Consider the following 17726-nt stretch of genomic DNA (forward strand, 5'->3'; position numbering starts at 1 on the left):
TAGCATATCTCCTTTTATTTCTCTAAATTGTATAACATTCACTTAATCCTATTAATATTTATTGTCAAAGTACTTGATGAGATCAATGGTAGTGGATCAATCAAAATTATTATGGAAAACTTCCCAAGAACATAAAATCTTCCAAAATAAGTATATTGAATTGAGGAATGAACGCGGTTCTGCATTTGTTAAGGCTCTAGATGATTTTTCAGCCGGAGAATGGGCTTTTCTTGCTGCTGCAGGCATTACAGGAATAACATTATATTTATTAGAATTTTTGGGAGATGCAGCTAGTGGGGGACTAGTTACAGCGGTTAAAATCGCAGTTTTTCTCACTACAGCTGCAGTTATTATTGATTATTTTGTTGAAGAATCTCATGATGACAATGACGAAGTTGGATAAAATATGAAAAAGATTCAGAATTAAAGTACTTATGAAAAAAAATAGATAATGAATAATATGATTAATGACAAAAATGATTGTGATGAATCCGTTTTATTTAAAAAAACGGGCTTTTCATTTAAAAATAATCCAAAATTAAAGGATATTAAATTTCCTTTTTTATTTGGATATATTGGCATAAATATTTTCCTTTTTTTAATAATCGATATGCATTTTGCAGGAAATTTTATTTTCTGTTTGGTAATATTTACTATATCAACTTCCATAATTAATGCCCTTTTTTTTGTAACCATCAGTGTAATAGATGGATTGTCAAGTCCAATACAAAAGTTTGCTGAAAACTATGAGTTACAAAGAATCACACTTAAACGACGTGTTCGAGTATTTATCATTCAATCAATTCTGCTAATTTCGATTGAAATGATTATAGCGTTCATTACACATCGAACAGTTCCCATTTTCAAACAATCTCCAATTTATGACTACGTTCCGATAAGTGCTGTTTTCTGGATTAATTTCATTGTGCTTGAAACGATTGCTTGTTTAATTATTTGGCTCTCATTAACCTTTCTGATTGCATGTTTTATAAAATTGTGAAGGAAGTGCATGGTAATGGAGGTATTTTTACAATAGATGGTCATGCAAAAAGTTTTACTTGGCTTGTGCCCGGAATTTTAATTTATGCATATAGTGTCCATTCTTCCAATTCTTTAGAAGATAGAGTCTTTTTAAAATAAAAAGTCCGAAGATGATAATAACGGTTTTCAAAACTCCAATAAAGATAATTATCTCAAAGAAAATGAACTCATAGCTGATTTCTGCATTGATAAACTAAATCACATTGAAGAACCAATCCAAAAAGAGAAAATAATAAAGGATGTCCTTAAGAACTAGAAAATTCAATAAGTATAAATTAAATTTTTTTTAATGATTAAAAGAATGGCAAATTAGAAAAAATACTGCTGGTAATTCTTGTTTGTTAAAATAAAACTTAAAAATAATGAGGAACAATCTATAATCAATTTAATCCTTAATAATTGGATAAAACGAATTAAAATCGAGTGTTTTTTCTTTGAATGGGAAGGAAATTGAAATAAGATCGTATCTTATCAATATCATTGAATTTTTCAACTATTCGGAAATAAACCTTATTAAAGAAAGACTATCACATGAATATAGTAAACCTCTATTAGTTTTGTTTCACGGAACAATATATAAATATGTAGCATCAATAATAACAAATGGATTATATATTAAGAGCTCTGAACCAAATTTAACATTAAATCCAGCTACAGCAATGTTAAAATATGCAAATCCAGGATTAAATAGTAATCATATATATTCCAAAGAGGTATGGGTCTCTGTTTCAGATCTAATTAAAAATAATAAAATAAAGAAATCGAAAAAAAAAAGTGAATTATTATCACAAGCGATTAATTATTGGGCAAAAAACCCTTGTTCTGGAGCTATGTTTGTTATTGAATCATCAAATCTTGAGATAAATTCTTCTAATTCTGGACAATTGAAAGTAATGAAGAATAAAATTGAAGGTGGTACTTCAAAATGGATTAATTGTCATTTAGGTATTGTGAAACCGCTCAATCATTCAAAAAATATTGAAAAATTTATTATTTCTCCCAAAAAAATTATTGGTATGGCCCTCCCTACAATAAAGTGGAACTCTTTCTTAAAGAAATTTGATCCTTTGAAATTTGATCGATTTTTAACTTATAATTCTTATAAACCTGAATTGAATGAGTTATTAACCAATCCAGAGTCATTTATATGGTTTGAAAAAAAAGAAGTTGAGAATTATCTCTCAATCTTATCAAGTTCTATTTATTATGGATTGATATTTGGATTATTTCTTCAGAATATACGTAAAATTATATTAGGTATCTTTGATAAAAATGGTTTTCCCATATGGAAAAATGATTTTCTTCCTTCTGTACATTATCCTACCTTAAATAAGGAACAATATTCATCGATTCTAAAAAGGTTTGGTTCTTTAATATACGAAGATAGAATATTCGATAAATATAGAAAAATATGTTTAAATAAAGTTAGACGGTTAAAAGAATTCATGGAAAAATAGAAAAATAAGCATAAATAGTAAGAGCTTTAAAAAACAAAAAATTCTTTTTCAACCATTTCATTTTATTAGTCTATTCCAAGATCCATTTTTCATACCATAAATTATACATTAACAAGGTCCATAAAATACCAGAATTATCTTCTTTCCCTTCTAAATGGTTCTTAAAAATTTCTTCTAAATTATATCTCTTAAAATAAGAATGTTCATGAAAATTAATTACTTTTTCTTCTATAGTATTTCGTAATTCATTCTTTAAATAGTATTTTAAAGGCATTCCAAACCCAACCTTTCTCCTATATATTACTTCTTTGGGTACAATCTTTGCGACTGCTTTCTTTAATATATATTTTCTTTCAAATTTTCTTATTTTTAATTTTTTATCTATCTTTAATGACAAATTTACAAAATTATTGTCCAAAAATGGAGACCTGGTGTCAAGCCCATTTCCTCTTGAAGCTCGATCAACTTTAATAAGAATATCATTTGGTCCATATAAATGAAGATCACAATAAGATAGATTAAAAAAAAGATCTTTATGTATAAAAAATTGTTTATAAATATCAAGAAATTCTTTATCTTCTTCAAGATTTATTGAATTTATTTTTTTAAGAGAATCAAAAAGAGCAAAAATCTGATAGGATTCTAACTGTAAATACTTTTGAGCATTTTCATTATTGAAATTTAATCGATCGAAGTGATTTTTATAATAATTTTGTTTCATTTTATTAAAAAATGGCAATCTTATCAAGAGTCGATATCTCTTTAGTTTTTCGAGTTCAAGGATATTCCCATATTTCCTAGTACCCATAAACATCATGTCTCCACCGTCTCCTGTTAAAATTGTATCAAAATCTTTACTTACATATTCTGAAGCATAAAATGTTGGAGCCATTGACGCATCTGCAAAAGGTTCATCATAGTTATAAGGTAACTTAGATAGTGCATCTAAAACATCCTTTGCTGAAAATTCTATAACATGATGATTAGTATTGAATTTTTGAGAAATTACATTTGCATAGTATGACTCATCATAGAATTCGTTATCAAATTTAACTGAAAAAGTATGGATATTATCTGTAAATCTACTGGTCAAGGCTACAATTGCAGACGTATCAACTCCTCCCGAAAGAAAACATGCTACAGGTTTATCGATATTTATCCTTCTAGCAATTGAACTTTGTAACTCATTTAATATCCTATTTATTGCTTCATCTTCATCTTTAATTTCATTCGTATATTTTATTTCCCAATATTTAATATAACTCTTGATTTTACTCGCTTTCAAATCAAAAATTAAATAATGTCCCGGTTCCAGTTTAAATGCATTTTTTATTGGAGTATCTTTATAATGTGGAAATCTGTAAAAAAGGTAAAAATCGACAGCAAAAGTATTTACTTGTAATTCCTTTATTTGCTTTAAATAATTTATGATAACCTTCAAATCTGAACTAAAAATGAACTTTTCATTGTTAAAATAGTAATATATTGGCATGATGCCGATTCTATCACGGGTGAGATAAATTATTTGTTTCTTTTTATCATAAATACAAATATTAAACTTTCCGTTTAATTTATTAACAAAATCCTGTCCATATTCTTCATAAGCATGGACTATTACTTCAGATTCTGAATCATCTATAAATTTATGTCCCTTTTTAATAAGTTCGGCTCTTAATTCTTTATAATTATAGATATTACCAATAAAAGCACAAAAAACTGTCTCATTTTCATTTGACTTTGGTTGGAATTCATCATTTAGTCCATTACATCCTAAAGAAACACAATTATCTATATATTCTCCATATTTTTTTGAATTTTTTGTCTTCATTAATATTGTTAATGACTTTATTAAGTCAGAATCTTGCCAATTTATACCTGCTATACCACTCAACGTATCCCATTCTCTTAACTATTATTATTTAATTGATTAAGGTTTGAAAATTAAAGTAGGCAAATATCCTTTATGAATTTCTGGACCTTCAACAGGATGATAATCCTTTAATAATTTTCTCCATGAAGAAATACTATCGTTATTTCTAATTGGACAATAAGGATCTCTTTCATTTAGTGTTCCATACCAAATAAATCTCCTGTCTATTGCCCCACCTCTACAAATATCCCTTAATTCACATTCGTTGCAATCATCAGGGATTAGAGTAAAATCAAAATCAAATAAATTCATTTTTGATAAATCGAGTTCATTAATATGTATTTTTTGCCAATTTTTATCTATCAAGTAAGTTGATGGAGTTACCCATCCATTTGGTAAAATTCGTATGCTAGTAATTCCAGAAGCGTCTTTAAATTCTTCGTTTAAAATCAAGGCTGAAAATAAAGAATCGCTTAAAGATACTATTTTATGATTTTGTAAGATATATTTTATTAGGTTTTTTAGGTTAGAATATTTTAATGGGGTTAAATCTTGCATCGCATTTGGTCTAAATATGTTTATTCTAACGAAAAAATCAAATTTTTTTGCAATCTTAAAAATTTTCTTTATGTTCTCTAAATTAGTATTTCGATCTATAGCCATAATAACAAAAGTACCAGTAATGTTACTCTCTGAACATATTTTAGCAGATTTCATTACCCATTCATATGCGTGATTATTTCCTCTGAATTCATTATGATCTTTTTGATTTGAAAAGTCTAAAGAGATATCTATTTCTGAGAGACTGTTTAAAAGACTGTTTTTACTATCTAATTCTTTATATAATTGATAGAAAGAGCCATTTGTCGTTAGTGCTTGTGGAATCTGCGGATAGTTTTTATAGATATACAATAGAAATTCAAACCATTTTTTAGAAATTGTATTTTCCCCAGTACCATAATTAATTGAGTCGATATATTTATGATTTCTCTTTATCATATCAATCAAATACGCAAGAGAGACTTCTTTAGAATTTCTTTCATTTTTACTATAGCAAAAACTACAATTCATGTTACATGCATTTGTAATCCCCCAACCTATTTTCCATTTCTGCATTAAATTTCAGTCCAATGTTTTATTTTTAATGTGTGTTATGCAAATATAAGTCAGTTTTGGTAATTCCATCAAAAATAAAAGGTTTGTTATAAATTTAGATTAAAATAATATTTGATTTTTATTGTAAATTTGTTAACGCAAAGGAAAATCGTCTAAATTATCTTTTTTAGCTCGTCTAAATTATCTTTTTTAGCTTCCCGCATCAAGATAGCTACCGTTCGGGGTAGTTTCATTCACAAGGGTGTTCTGCTGAGCGGGGATGCCATATAAACGAGAGTTCCCAATCACTATGCTCTAGCTAAGGTTAATAAACTTACGAGGCTATCTAATTATTAGGGACTCCCCATGTTTGGAACAACAATACAGGAGAAAGCATTGGGTTCAAAATGAAATATTTCTATGATTAAAATAAAAAGAATAAGTAATCAATCAACTGTATAATTCAGTATTCGATAAATAACTTTTAAAAATTCTGAGGGAATTCAATTGATTAAAGATGATTTTACTCTTTTGAAATCTTTAGAGACGATGTTAAATGTAAAAATTCATAAAGTAGACGATATAACCCGCGAGACTCTAGGATATGTAGAGGATAATGCAAAAGTCATAAAACTTAGCTTATATAACATGGGTTTAACATCTCTTCCTGAAATAATTGAGCAATTTACAAGTTTAGAAGTATTATTTTTATACAAAAATAAATTTACTTCAATACCTGAGATTATAACTAAAATGAAAAGATTATCGATTCTTAATATTGCAAATAATGAAATTACTTCTATCCCCAATCAAATAGTCCGATTGACTAATCTTAGAGAACTATATTTATATAAAAATAAATTGGCGCTTTTTCCTGAAGTAATAACAAAAATGACTTGGCTTAATGTCCTTGAAATTGGAGGTAATCACTTTACTTCCATTCCCGAGTCCATTGAAAAACTAAAAAATTTGAAGATTCTTTGCTTAGCCGGTAATGCTATATCATATATACCAAATTCGATTGGCAATCTTCAAAATTTAATAAAATTATCTCTGTGGTACAATAAATTAGAAGAAATACCGGAATCTATAGGTCAGCTAAAATTGCTTCAAATTTTAAAACTAAATTATAATAAAATCAAAAAAATTCCCGATTCTTTAATAAATTTAAATCATCTTAAAGAGCTTGTTTTATTTGATAATGAATTAAAATATGTTCCTGAATTCTTATACAGACTTAATTCTCTTGAAATACTTGAATATAAAAAAAATTTTAATGAAATTAATAAAGAGAAGTTGAGATAATGAAAATCATAAAAAAGATACAAAAGATAATATCATTTCTATCAATTATTAAAACCCAATCATATAGAAGTGAAAAAGATCTTAGATTCATTGGGCGAAATTTCTGGTGGTTAGCCATTATTTGTGATTTCTTAATAAACTTATTTAGCGCTTTAGTCTCTATTGTCTTCTTTTATATTTTTAATTCTGGGTTGATCTCCGCAATAACATATATCTCTATTGATCAAATTATTCATGGATTCCAGAAAATTGATGGTTTCTGTGATCTTTCTGAAGGTATTTTTTATAGTTTTTCAAATCCTAATTGTAATCAAAATAAAGTTTGGGATGTCGTTCGTTCATCTCAAAAAGGAGTATACGGGATTACTTTGATTGGTCTATTTTTAATATTAGAGTTCTCATTTATCAATAATTTATTTATTATCTTTGGAGTTAATGCATTTTTCTTAATCATAGTTGTTAATCCCATATCAAAAATATCAATTGCAGTTGCTCTTTCAAATCACAAGTCCTTTCGAGAAAAAAGTGATTTTAGATTTTTCTCAGAAGAAATTGGAAAAAAACATCGAATTATTCTCTCTATTTTGATCGTTTTTGTCATATCATATCTAATATTGTATTACTCTAAAATTCCTAATCTTAATTATGGCTTTTTTTTTTTGATTCTAATTTTGGTTTCTATTTTTATTGGGTTTAGTTCAAAACATTATTTAATCCAAAAGATGGGAGAATTAAATGGAGATATAATTGGTTTTTCATGGACTTTAAGTGAATTATTTTTATTTTTTACAATAAATGTGTATTTGGTGGTTTAATAAATGAAATATAATTTGCATCGATTTGTAATAAAACCTATTTTAAAATGTACAGCAAATTGTCCTACATGTTCTTTACGAATGAATTTATACTCAAAGCGCTTGACAGATAAAATGTTATTAATTGAAGACTGGAAAAGGGTTTTATATGAGATCTCTGAGCTTGATTGTAAACAATGTAATATTAGCGGAGGGGAACCGCTTTTATATAATGATTTGATAGATTTAATCAATATCGCAAAAAGTTTAGACATGAGAATTAATCTGAATACTAATGGAGGCCTACTTACTCCTGAAATGATTGGTAAATTAATTCATTCCAATGTGGATACTATAAGGATCTCAATCTACAGTCTTTTACCTGAAATCCACGATGATATGCGCCATGAACCAGGATTACTCATGCGGGCAAAAAGTGCAATTACATATCTGCAAGAATTCCATCCAGGGCATTTAGATCTTGAAACAATTATTACTCGAAGAAATATATTTGAATTACCTAATATTTTAAGATATGCATTCTCTAAGAAAGTAGGTTATTTATATGTAGCCTATCTTGAAGGTGATTTTGAAAAAAAATATTTACCTACTCTAGATCAAATTATTAAATTTCGCTCAAGGATCATTCCCGAATTAAAAGAAATAATTGATAAGATGTCTTTAGATAAATATAAATTAGAAGCATTAAGCACAATTGAAAATATCTTTACTCCCAATGCAGATGCATGGATTAATTTTTCAACTGGAGAATACCACCCAAGTGGAAACTCTAACTGTAATCGCTCTCACTATTTTACAATTATTTTAGCAAATGGGGAGGTTCACCCATGTAATGGTGTCGAATATTTTCACAAACCTATTATGGGAAATGTTTTTAATAAATCATTTAAAGAAATATGGACATCAAAAAAATGGGACAATTTTCGAGTGCATAGGCATAAATTATGCCGATGGTGTCCAATGACTTTACATTTTCGAATACCAATTATGGGATATTAAAAACTAATTCGCACCTTTCTATATCCGATTTGTTTATAATAAATACGAATTTTTTATACACAATAAAATGAAGATTTTTAATACATTTACGAATAAAATGGAAATTTTCATTCCAATTAAAAATAAACAAGTTTCTATGTATGTATGTGGTCCTACGGTTTATGATGAGCCACATCTTGGTCATGCGCGCTCTGAAGTTACATTTGATCTAATTAGAAGATATTTGGAGTTCAAAGGTTATAATGTTTGTTATGTTCACAATTATACGGATATTTCTGAAAAAATAGTGAAAAGATCAAGTGAATTAAATATTCCTTTAAAAAAATGTGCTGAAGAAAATATTATTCGATATGAAAAGATGCAAAGCGAATTATTCGTTAAAGAACCCACTTATAAACCTCGGGTAACCGAAGAAATTAACACAATTATTTCTTTAATTAAAATTTTAGAGAAAAAAGGTTTTACATATATTAAAAATGGGAATGTTTTTTTTGATTCTAGTAAAATAGATGATACGTATTTTAATTTGTTCTTAAAACCCGATGAGATGGATAAGCAGAGAGAACAACAAGATGAGATTCTCCTTTGGATTAAAAAAAAAGAGGGATTTCCTCTTTGGAACTCTCCATGGGGTGATGGTCGACCTGGATGGCATATAGAATGTAGCGCAATATGTATGAAGTATCTTGGTGCTACAGTTGATATTCATGGAGGTGGAATAGATCTTAAACGACCTCATCATCAATTTGAAATAATACAATCAGAATCCGCCACGGGTAAGAAATTTTCAAATTATTGGATTCATAATGGACTTTTAGCAATCAATAATGTAAAAGTCTCAAAATCTTTAGAAAACCAAATAAAAATTGAATATATATTCAAAAAATATCCGACAAAATCACTCCGTTATTATTTTTTTAGATCAAATTATATTGAAAAACTTAATTTCACAGAAGATGATTTAAAAAAGGCTTCTGATGAACGGGAAAAAATTCAATCATTCTTTATAAAATTAAAGCATTATAAAAACATAGCAAATGAAGAAGAGGATTTTAAATTTCTTTTAAGCAAAATTAATGAATTTTACACGGCAATGGATCTGAACTTTAATACAAATCTCGCAATTAAACACCTTCTTGAATTAATTAATGTTTTTCAACAAAAAATGAGAGAAAATCATTTAATCAGTAAAAAGTGTATAAACCAATTTCTCTCGTTCAGAAAAGACATCAATTCTTTTTTAGTTATATTTGATGAAGATAAAAAAAATAGGTGAAAAAAAAGAAAATGGTGGAAGATAACTCAAATTTAATTATTCCTACATTAATGTATCATGGAGTAAATCTTGAAAGCTCAGACTATTTGACAATATCTGAGAAAACATTCTTTGAACATATTAAATTTATTACAAACGAATATAATCCAATTCGAATCAAAGATGTAATTAATTATCTTAATAATAATTGTATACTTCCCAAAAATCCAATATTAATAACTTTTGATGATTCGCTACAAGAAGTTATTGAATATGCTTGTCCAATATTAAAAGATTTCTCTTGTAATGCATTATTTTTTGTTATTGGTCAGTATATAGGAAAAACTAATGATTGGAATCATAAGTGGCACGTGATACAACCCCATATGACTAAAAAAGATTTAAAATATTTACTGAATCTGAATCATGAGATTGGAAGTCATACGCTAACTCATCAAAGACTTTCAAAACTACCAGATGATCGATTACAAAAAGAATTTGAGAAAAATAACCAAATTTTACAAGAAATCATTGGTAGTCCTCCTGAATCAATATCTTATCCTTATGGTGACGCTAGCTCAAAAGTCTTAGAAATATGTGGAAAGTTCCATAAAATTGGATTTACAACAGTGCGCCAAGGTGTTTTTAATTGGAAAGAAAATTTACTAAATATAAGAAGGATTTACGTTTCTCCAAATGATTCTCCTTTAGATTTAAAGAAAAAAATTGAGAACTATATTAATGGTGTTCAGCATGAGTAGTAATATCATTTCTATTATAATCCCGACTTATAAGCGCTATAAAATGCTTTTATCTTGTCTAAAGAGTATAAAACGGGCAAAGAATGTAAATCTTGCTAATTGCGAAGTTATTGTAGTTGATGATGGGGGGAATTTATCTCGATCAATTGAAAAATATGGAGAAGGGCTCAATATTAAATGGATTTATCTTCTTGAAAATAAAGGACAAGCAAATGCTCAAAAAGAAGCAATGTCAATAGCAACATCAGATATAATTGCATTTCTTGATGATGATGCTGAAATCCATCCAAATTGGATCAATTCTATATTGAAATACTTTAAGTCCTTTCCTGAAGTGTCTGCAGTTTTAGGTAGAATCCTCCCTATTAATACAAATAACTTATTAGCTCGAACGAGACAACAAGTGTATAATCGTCGACATAAAAATTATCTAGATACTCAATATCAAAGCAAAATCCGAGAGAAATACAATCTCCCAAAAACAAATTCTCCTGGAATAAGTACACATATTAGTGGGGGTAATTCTGCAATTCAAAGAAATGCCCTTTCTAACATAAATGAATGGCCGGTATGGATTAAACGCGGTGCAGACCAATATATCTCTGATTTATTATTATCAAAAAAATTAATTATCGGATATAATCCTGAAATGATTATCTATCATCATCACAATCCTCAATTTTCTGTTCTCTATAAAACTAGTTTTCAAGACGGTCGCAAAGATGTTGCATTATTAAGAAGAAATGGAAAAAGCCCAATTAGTATTATTAATTTCTTACTGAAAAATATCTATAATATCCCTAATTCTCTTAAAGAATTTCCTGAAATGCTTAGGGCAGATAAGAATCCATTAAAAATCTATTTTGTCTTAATGACAATCAGACTTTTTGAAGTACTGGGCCAGATTTATGAATTTATATTTATACAAAGATTTAAAGTGATTTAAAGTTTGAGATCTGTCGAAACCAAAGGTTAAAATTTTAGAAAGGATATGATATGGTTGGAATCTTAGGGAAAATTATCCAATTATTAACTATTGATGGTAAATTCAACAAAATATTAAAAAAATATAAATAATGAATTTTTCCTTGCTTTTTTGTTCCATCCTCTCCCACCAAATGTAAAATTCCAGGTTTACCTTGAATTTGAAGGAATTGGTTCTCTTTTTAAGGAACACTTTTTCGATAAAGATTTATCGCATGTGTATGATGAAGAATATAATGATGTTATTGATTTGGATGAAATATTGAGGGATCTTTTCAATAAGGATAAAACCCATAAATATTTACGCCGGGTGGATAATTTATCGGGCAAAAATGTTCAATCGGATACGGCTCTAACTGCATTCCGATAATCGGAATTACCAAGCAGGAAATACTGCAGAAGCCGCTTTTTTTAATGATACAATAGAACCCATCCAAAATTTGACATTATTAACCAAACAAAATGTCTGGACGATAACAGCCGATGCCGGCTACTGTTCTACTTACATCATCGAAGATATAAAAGCGGCAGATTCGATACCATTCATCGACATAAATACCAGACAATCCAAACTTCTTAAAAAATTGAAAAACGTAGGTGTAAAACTTCAAAAATTTGGATTTTAAAAAACACTCAATTATCTCTTTCCTATTTATTGCGCTATTTTGAAATAATTTTATTTAAATAGAATGAAGAAATCGTAGCGGACCCAAGGAGATTCGAACTCCCGGAAAATCAGCTTAGGAGGCTGACGCCATATCCGCTAGGCGATGGGTCCAAAAAAAAATGAAATTTATAGAAAAAAATTCTTCATAAGTAAAAATTTTTTCGGAAAAAGGGGCCCTAAATTTCAAGAAATTCGGGATTATCACGTATTTCTGGCGTTAAAAAAGCTAATGGTAATCCTATGATTATACAAATTAGTAGTATTATTAAGAAAATGTTCCAAATTGTCGGACATTGTGAAAATTCGTAATGTAATGCAGTCAAAAATAAAAGAGTAAATATACAGATCGTTGAAATTATGCCTAAAATAAGAATTATTTTTGCTCTATTACTGTAATTTTTATCCCAGATATTCCCATTTTTGTCTCGAATGAAAATATCGTTTACAACCAAATTTTTATAAGAATTATTCTGAACAAATCTCCATTGGTCGAAAAATCGGGGTTTTTTTGTTTTTTCTGTTTTTTTAACACTTTTCTTTTTTTTTGATTTTTTTTTCTTTTCATTTATATCAATTTTATAATAAGATGTGTTAAAAATTTTCATGTCTGTCAAGAATTCGAAAAGAAGGTTAATTTTTTTTAAATTAGCATAAGTACGAATCGTTTTTTCCTTTCCTGAAAATGTTTTAATATGAATTTTCATAATTCGATTATGATAAAAAAAAGGCACTAAAAAAATCAATAATATGCCACCTTGGACAGAATAATTACGTTTGCTAAGGCTTAGCGTAAGTTCAATTGATTTTATTTCTTTCCAAGTTGCCTTAATTTTAGAGAATCGAGAAATGATCTGGATCCCTTTCTGAGAATTAAAATTAATTATTGCGAAAAGAAAATAGTAATAAATAATTTCAATGCTGCTACATAACAAAAATATGAAGGCTAAAGACCAATAAAGTTGTTGTAATGTGCAGGTTCTTTCTCGGTAATCCAAGATATCATCAAATACAAATGAAATCTCTATTAAAATAAAAATCGATTCAACAAATAAGAAATATCCAGAAAAAATCTTAATTTTTAAATTATGTTCATACATCATCAATTTTCATCTTAGATTCTAAAATTGGATAATGAATAACTAATCTACACCTATCAAGTTGAATTAAATGCTTAATTATTGAGTTGCTTCGTTCCTTTTTAAGTTATTTGCTCATTTGTCCAAAAAAGGGATAAGCAACTATTATTTCCTTAAAAAATTTTTCATTAAAATAAAATAATAAAATAACATAATCGAAGTAATATCTATAAAGGATCTGATCAATTACATAATGCGAAATGAAACCAGAAGAGTTCTTGCATTACCAGTTAAAAACCATGGAGACTGTTTTAAAAGAAGATATTCAATACCATGGGAAAAATTATTGGAAAGAAGTTTATTTTATTCCAAACGCTCTAACTCCAATTGGGGTAAATGATGTTGATTTATCAATAGATTTTATGGGAAAACATTTAAAATATCCCATTTGTGTTGGATCTCTTGCAGGAGGGTATAAAAATTTCATTCCGATAAATGAAAAAATTGCAGAATTTACTGCAAAATATAAGATTGCTCAAGGTGTCGGAGATCAACGTTGTATTTTGCAAAAAAATGCAGATGAAGATGCATTGAAGAGTTTCCAAGTTGTCAGAGAGAAAAATCCTGATGGATTGGTCTTTGCGAATATTTCTGGAACTGTAATTCTCGAAAGTAAAGATTATGTGAAGGATGTTCAAACAATTGTTGATTCAATTAATGCCGATGGTGTTGAAATTTGGGTATCCCCTCTTCTAGATATATTAGTCGATCCTCGAAATACAGGATATAAAGGGTTGATTGAGCGAATTCATAATCTTACATATCAGCTGCATATTCCTGTATTTATAAAAAGCTTTACCACAGGTTTGAGTAATGAAGATATCAGACCATTGTGGGATGCCGGGGTTGCAGGTATTAATATTCAAGGTGTTGGCGGCACTTCAATTGCCCGAATTGAAACTGTGAAGGATTTATCAACTTCTCAAAAACAAACTTATCCCCCAATCAAGCGTCCTTTTGATTTTTGGGGAATTCCAACAGTTTGGAGTCTTTTAGATATATCATTGCGACCTGAAAATCGGGATATTCCCTTGATTGTCGGTGGTGGAATTAGAAATGGTCGAGAAGCTGTCAAAGCCTTAGCATTAGGGGCTGATTTAGTTAGTTTTGCTTATCCTGTTTTGATTGAAATTATGGAAGATTTTGGATATCCGGATGAAGAGAATCTAAAAAATTGGTTTTTAAAAATTATTACACAAATGAAAATTACTATGAGTTTATTGGGTGTGCGAAATATCAAAGAATTACGCCAAATTGTGCGAAATCGTACCATATTAATAGGACGTACTCATGAATGGGTACGGGGACGGAATTTAAAATACCCTCCTGCCCATTATAAAGATGTTTGTAGTCCATAAATTTATACTCACCTTGAGTGAATTAACAAACTTATTCGCACTAAAAACTAATTCGCACACTATTAAAAAAATTATTAAAAATACCAGGAACTTGAATTAACTACACATCTTGTCTGAAGTGAACTTAATTTGAATAATCCCTTCTGATAATTATTGTAATTCTTCTCCTTAAGGTAAATTTAATATTTTTTGAACAAATTGGGTTAAATTCATTATTTGTTGCCGATAATGAGGATTATTAATTAAACGTATTTGTAATGTTTTAATTTTATTTTTTAATTCAGGAGCTGTTTTTAATGTTTCATCTACAAAATGATAAACACTCTTTTCAATATTCCGAGCTTTTTCTGAAATTTGGCGATGAATATCATTGTTTGAGTTATAAATAGGGATTGGTAATTTAAATGGTGCTTTATGTATATTTCGTAGACTCCCATTCGCACCAGTGCTTCCTGATAATCGTACGAATGATATGATGAAATCTGAATTAAGAATCCCAACAAGATAATATGCTTCATCCATTGATGAAGGAATATAAAAATAAAGAGAAGTGTCGATAATTGCAGGCGTGTGAAGAATGGCGGCCTTAACATTACTTCCAATCCCAGCAAATACAATCTTCGGTTGTTGTAGCTGCTTTGGATCTGATAAAGCATGTCCATAATCTAATCGAGAAAATAAATCGGTTATTTTTGCTCCAGATTTTAAATTTTTGGCGTATATTTTGCTTAAATTAGTAAAATGCTTACGTGCTAAAGGTTGATCTGGGATTCTCACTTGAGAAAAAATATGAGCTTTTGAGTTACTCGATATTTCTAATGGTAATGTTGCCATATAAGGTTGAAAATAGCAAAATGATAACAAACCTGTGCTTTTTGCAATAGGAAATAAGTATTTGCTCTCTATACGAACTGAAGTATATGCATTAAAGTTCCATGTACTATCTTTTTTAGATTGAATTGATGTCGCAGGCGAAATCTCAATAATCTTCGAATTTTCTGCTTCTTTGTTTGGATAAAAAATATACGGAATATGTTTATGTTCCGCCATAAAAATGGAATGGGGAATAGGTTCAAAATTAGGAGGTATTTTAGCTCCATTAATTTCAACAAATAAAAGATTTCGAGGAACTAATGATGCTCCTTGTCGAAAAAGATCTTTATAAGGTGAATGTTGATTTTTTGAGATCTGAAGTGGTGTAGGTCTTCCGAAAAGGGATATCAACTGTTTTTCAGAAATTAACCTTCCAACTAAAATAGAAGAATGAAATTCTTGATTATTTGTATTGGAATTCGATCTGAGTGCAGAATTCTGATTTTTTTTGGTCCATTTATGTAATGTTCTATTAGAAGAATTATCTGTTGTATATTGGAAAAATTTATCCGATCCATCTTTAAATTCAACCGTAATCGGAAGATAATCTTCTTCTGAAATCATTTTCAAACAATTGTGCTCTTCATCAAAGCTAAATTTAATCCAATGTGTTTTTTTGATCAATTTATTCAAAGGATGAAGTGATTTTTGCGCCTTCAAACAGATATTATGAATCCGGAAAAAATCTATTGTAAAATCCCAAATTTCTATCTTCTCAACTCCTAAAAATTGTCGAAATCGAGCATGCTGACTTCCTGTGGCTAAACTGGCAGGGACAACAAAATGAATGATACCTCCTGGTTTTAAAAATTCATTAACCATTTTCTGCCAAAATATCGTAGTAATTTCAGTACTGGTGGCAAATCTTCCACCTAACAATATGTTTAAATCGTTCCCAAGCCTTTTTATCTGCAATTGCTTTTCTTTCGAAGGTATACCATTTAACACCAACCAAGGTGGATTACCAATAATTAAATCCCATAAATCAAATGAATTCTGTTCTCTTTTTGGCTGTTTTATTGATGATTTCGACGATCTCTGGGAAATGGCTGATTGCGGTTTATTCAAATCTCTAAGATTAATTTCTAAACTGTCTTTATAAAATATATTGAAAATATCTTGATAAATTCTGTAAGAAGATGCAAGAAGCATTAAATTAACTCGTGTCATCAAATAGGCTAATGGATTCTGATCTATTCCGTATAAATTTGATAAGAAATGTACTTTCTCTTCAAAAGAAACTGATGATTTCAAAATTTTTCGAGCAATTATCAAAAGGAAAGTTCCAGAACCACAAGTTGGATCTAAGACTTTCATCCCCATCTGATATGATGATTCGACCATTTGCTCGCATAAGACTTCATCAGTGTAAAATTCGCCTTGAATATGGCGGGTTGAATTAAAAATTAATTCTTGATATATTCCAGCAAAAAGATCTTCTGATTCTACTCGGTACCTTGCTAATATATCTTTTAGATCTGCAAGTTCTTTAATAATTTGATGATTTTTGATAATCCATTCAAAATAATTAAAATAATGCGATATTTCTACCTTTGGATCTTTACCTTTATTCATATTTTTATTTACATGCTCAAGAAATGCAAATAATATCGAAAATAATAGACAATGCTTTGCATATAATTCAATTGTAAGTTCTTTCATGGGATAAAGATTACATAATTCGTTTTTCCAAAGATTGAAAGAAGATTTTTCTATTTTTACATTAATCCGATTTTGAATATTTGTGACGATAAGTTTATATAATTTTTGACCCCATTCTCCTTTAAGTCCCAAATTATTTTTAAGCCAATGCTGGTTGATTAATTTCTCTGGAGAATAGAGCAGCATTAGAGCTATATTGCAGTTCATTTTATTTAATATTTTAGAATTGCTGAGAAACAAAAATCACAAATTTTTAATTTTATCCCACTTTTCAAATCTTACTAATCTCTTATGGAAATTATCGTAGATTAGGACGCGTACATTGTGCGGCTTTACTCTCATTTCCGTGGATGAGAACATTATGTTCAACACTCCTCGCATTGTAGTAAAGTATCACCACTAGATCTATTAAATATTTCGCAATTTACAGAATTCGACCCTTTAAAGA

16 protein-coding genes and 1 tRNA gene are annotated in these 17726 nt (G+C 28.8%); 12 read left to right on the forward strand and 5 right to left on the reverse strand.

Translation table 11 applies throughout. The annotated features are described in order from the left end of the window. Positions 1–85 precede the first annotated feature (85 nt). The 4 genes from ACXLDF_RS07270 to ACXLDF_RS07285 all read left to right on the forward strand — a co-directional run bounded on the left by ACXLDF_RS07270 (position 86) and on the right by ACXLDF_RS07285 (position 2498). The gene (locus ACXLDF_RS07270) at positions 86–403 is read left to right on the forward strand and encodes a hypothetical protein (protein ID WP_457557843.1); all 318 of its coding nucleotides are present in this window, start codon (positions 86–88) and stop codon (positions 401–403) included. Between the two features lie 57 nt (positions 404–460). Further along, a complete protein-coding gene (locus ACXLDF_RS07275) occupies positions 461–1000 on the forward strand; it encodes a hypothetical protein (protein ID WP_457557844.1) in 540 nt (179 codons plus the stop codon). Positions 1001–1005: 5 nt separating this feature from the next. Further along, on the forward strand, positions 1006–1140 hold the full coding sequence (locus tag ACXLDF_RS07280) for a hypothetical protein (protein ID WP_457557845.1): 135 nt from the start codon (positions 1006–1008) through the stop codon (positions 1138–1140). A gap of 335 nt (positions 1141–1475) precedes the next feature. Then, a complete protein-coding gene (locus tag ACXLDF_RS07285) occupies positions 1476–2498 on the forward strand; it encodes a hypothetical protein (protein WP_457557846.1) in 1023 nt (340 codons plus the stop codon). Between the two features lie 70 nt (positions 2499–2568). On the opposite strand, the gene asnB is transcribed toward ACXLDF_RS07285, so the two are convergent. Together asnB and ACXLDF_RS07295 are read right to left on the reverse strand one after the other, a co-directional pair. Continuing rightward, complete coding sequence (asnB, locus tag ACXLDF_RS07290) at positions 2569–4389, reverse strand: asparagine synthase (glutamine-hydrolyzing) (RefSeq protein ID WP_457557847.1); 1821 nt, start codon at positions 4387–4389, stop codon at positions 2569–2571. A 36-nt stretch (positions 4390–4425) separates the two neighbouring features. Further along, positions 4426–5484, reverse strand: a complete 1059-nt coding sequence (locus tag ACXLDF_RS07295; RefSeq protein ID WP_457557848.1) for a radical SAM protein — start codon at positions 5482–5484, stop codon at positions 4426–4428. 486 nt (positions 5485–5970) lie between these two features. Between ACXLDF_RS07295 and ACXLDF_RS07300 the strand changes: the two genes are divergently transcribed. The 7 genes from ACXLDF_RS07300 to ACXLDF_RS07330 all read left to right on the forward strand — a co-directional run bounded on the left by ACXLDF_RS07300 (position 5971) and on the right by ACXLDF_RS07330 (position 11952). Next, positions 5971–6768 (forward strand): leucine-rich repeat domain-containing protein, encoded by a 798-nt coding sequence (locus ACXLDF_RS07300; RefSeq protein WP_457557849.1) that lies wholly within the window; start codon positions 5971–5973, stop codon positions 6766–6768. Continuing rightward, on the forward strand, positions 6768–7583 hold the full coding sequence (locus ACXLDF_RS07305) for an adenosylcobinamide-GDP ribazoletransferase (RefSeq protein ID WP_457557850.1): 816 nt from the start codon (positions 6768–6770) through the stop codon (positions 7581–7583). The genes ACXLDF_RS07300 and ACXLDF_RS07305 overlap by 1 nt, the downstream gene beginning before the upstream one ends. A 3-nt stretch (positions 7584–7586) precedes the next feature. Further along, positions 7587–8582, forward strand: coding sequence for a radical SAM protein (locus ACXLDF_RS07310; RefSeq protein ID WP_457557851.1), 996 nt, complete (start codon positions 7587–7589; stop codon positions 8580–8582). A gap of 67 nt (positions 8583–8649) precedes the next feature. After that, entirely contained in the window at positions 8650–9858 is a 1209-nt protein-coding gene (gene cysS, locus ACXLDF_RS07315) for a cysteine--tRNA ligase (protein WP_457557852.1), read from the forward strand. A gap of 11 nt (positions 9859–9869) precedes the next feature. Continuing rightward, positions 9870–10598, forward strand: coding sequence for a polysaccharide deacetylase family protein (locus ACXLDF_RS07320; RefSeq protein WP_457557853.1), 729 nt, complete (start codon positions 9870–9872; stop codon positions 10596–10598). Beyond that, positions 10591–11544 (forward strand): glycosyltransferase family 2 protein, encoded by a 954-nt coding sequence (locus ACXLDF_RS07325; protein ID WP_457557854.1) that lies wholly within the window; start codon positions 10591–10593, stop codon positions 11542–11544. Before ACXLDF_RS07320 ends, ACXLDF_RS07325 begins: the two co-directional genes overlap by 8 nt. Positions 11545–11694: 150 nt before the next feature. After that, on the forward strand, positions 11695–11952 hold the full coding sequence (locus ACXLDF_RS07330; RefSeq protein WP_457557855.1) for a hypothetical protein: 258 nt from the start codon (positions 11695–11697) through the stop codon (positions 11950–11952). Between the two features lie 334 nt (positions 11953–12286). Here the strand turns inward: ACXLDF_RS07330 and ACXLDF_RS07335 are convergent. After that, positions 12287–12360 (reverse strand) — tRNA-Arg (locus tag ACXLDF_RS07335). Between the two features lie 65 nt (positions 12361–12425). Next, positions 12426–13349, reverse strand: a complete 924-nt coding sequence (locus tag ACXLDF_RS07340) for a hypothetical protein (RefSeq protein WP_457557856.1) — start codon at positions 13347–13349, stop codon at positions 12426–12428. A gap of 236 nt (positions 13350–13585) precedes the next feature. On the opposite strand from ACXLDF_RS07340, the gene ACXLDF_RS07345 reads away from it, so the two are divergent. Further along, positions 13586–14743, forward strand: coding sequence for an alpha-hydroxy-acid oxidizing protein (locus tag ACXLDF_RS07345; RefSeq protein WP_457557857.1), 1158 nt, complete (start codon positions 13586–13588; stop codon positions 14741–14743). 168 nt (positions 14744–14911) lie between these two features. On the opposite strand, the gene ACXLDF_RS07350 is transcribed toward ACXLDF_RS07345, so the two are convergent. Continuing rightward, positions 14912–17464 (reverse strand): HsdM family class I SAM-dependent methyltransferase, encoded by a 2553-nt coding sequence (locus ACXLDF_RS07350; protein WP_457557858.1) that lies wholly within the window; start codon positions 17462–17464, stop codon positions 14912–14914. Positions 17465–17726: the final 262 nt, after the last annotated feature.

The organism is Candidatus Harpocratesius sp. (genome assembly GCF_054039255.1).

Bases quoted from the DNA above. Each gene is read 5' to 3' on its own strand.
- ACXLDF_RS07340 (WP_457557856.1), bottom strand. From the start codon at position 13,349: ATGATGTATGAACATAATTTAAAAATTAAGATTTTTTCTGGATATTTC.
- ACXLDF_RS07295 (WP_457557848.1), bottom strand. From the start codon at position 5,484: ATGCAGAAATGGAAAATAGGTTGGGGGATTACAAATGCATGTAACATG.
- ACXLDF_RS07310 (WP_457557851.1), top strand. From the start codon at position 7,587: ATGAAATATAATTTGCATCGATTTGTAATAAAACCTATTTTAAAATGT.
- ACXLDF_RS07270 (WP_457557843.1), top strand. From the start codon at position 86: ATGGTAGTGGATCAATCAAAATTATTATGGAAAACTTCCCAAGAACAT.
- ACXLDF_RS07275 (WP_457557844.1), top strand. From the start codon at position 461: ATGATTAATGACAAAAATGATTGTGATGAATCCGTTTTATTTAAAAAA.
- ACXLDF_RS07320 (WP_457557853.1), top strand. From the start codon at position 9,870: ATGGTGGAAGATAACTCAAATTTAATTATTCCTACATTAATGTATCAT.
- cysS (WP_457557852.1), top strand. From the start codon at position 8,650: ATGAAGATTTTTAATACATTTACGAATAAAATGGAAATTTTCATTCCA.
- ACXLDF_RS07345 (WP_457557857.1), top strand. From the start codon at position 13,586: ATGAAACCAGAAGAGTTCTTGCATTACCAGTTAAAAACCATGGAGACT.
- ACXLDF_RS07325 (WP_457557854.1), top strand. From the start codon at position 10,591: ATGAGTAGTAATATCATTTCTATTATAATCCCGACTTATAAGCGCTAT.
- ACXLDF_RS07305 (WP_457557850.1), top strand. From the start codon at position 6,768: ATGAAAATCATAAAAAAGATACAAAAGATAATATCATTTCTATCAATT.
- ACXLDF_RS07350 (WP_457557858.1), bottom strand. From the start codon at position 17,464: ATGCTGCTCTATTCTCCAGAGAAATTAATCAACCAGCATTGGCTTAAA.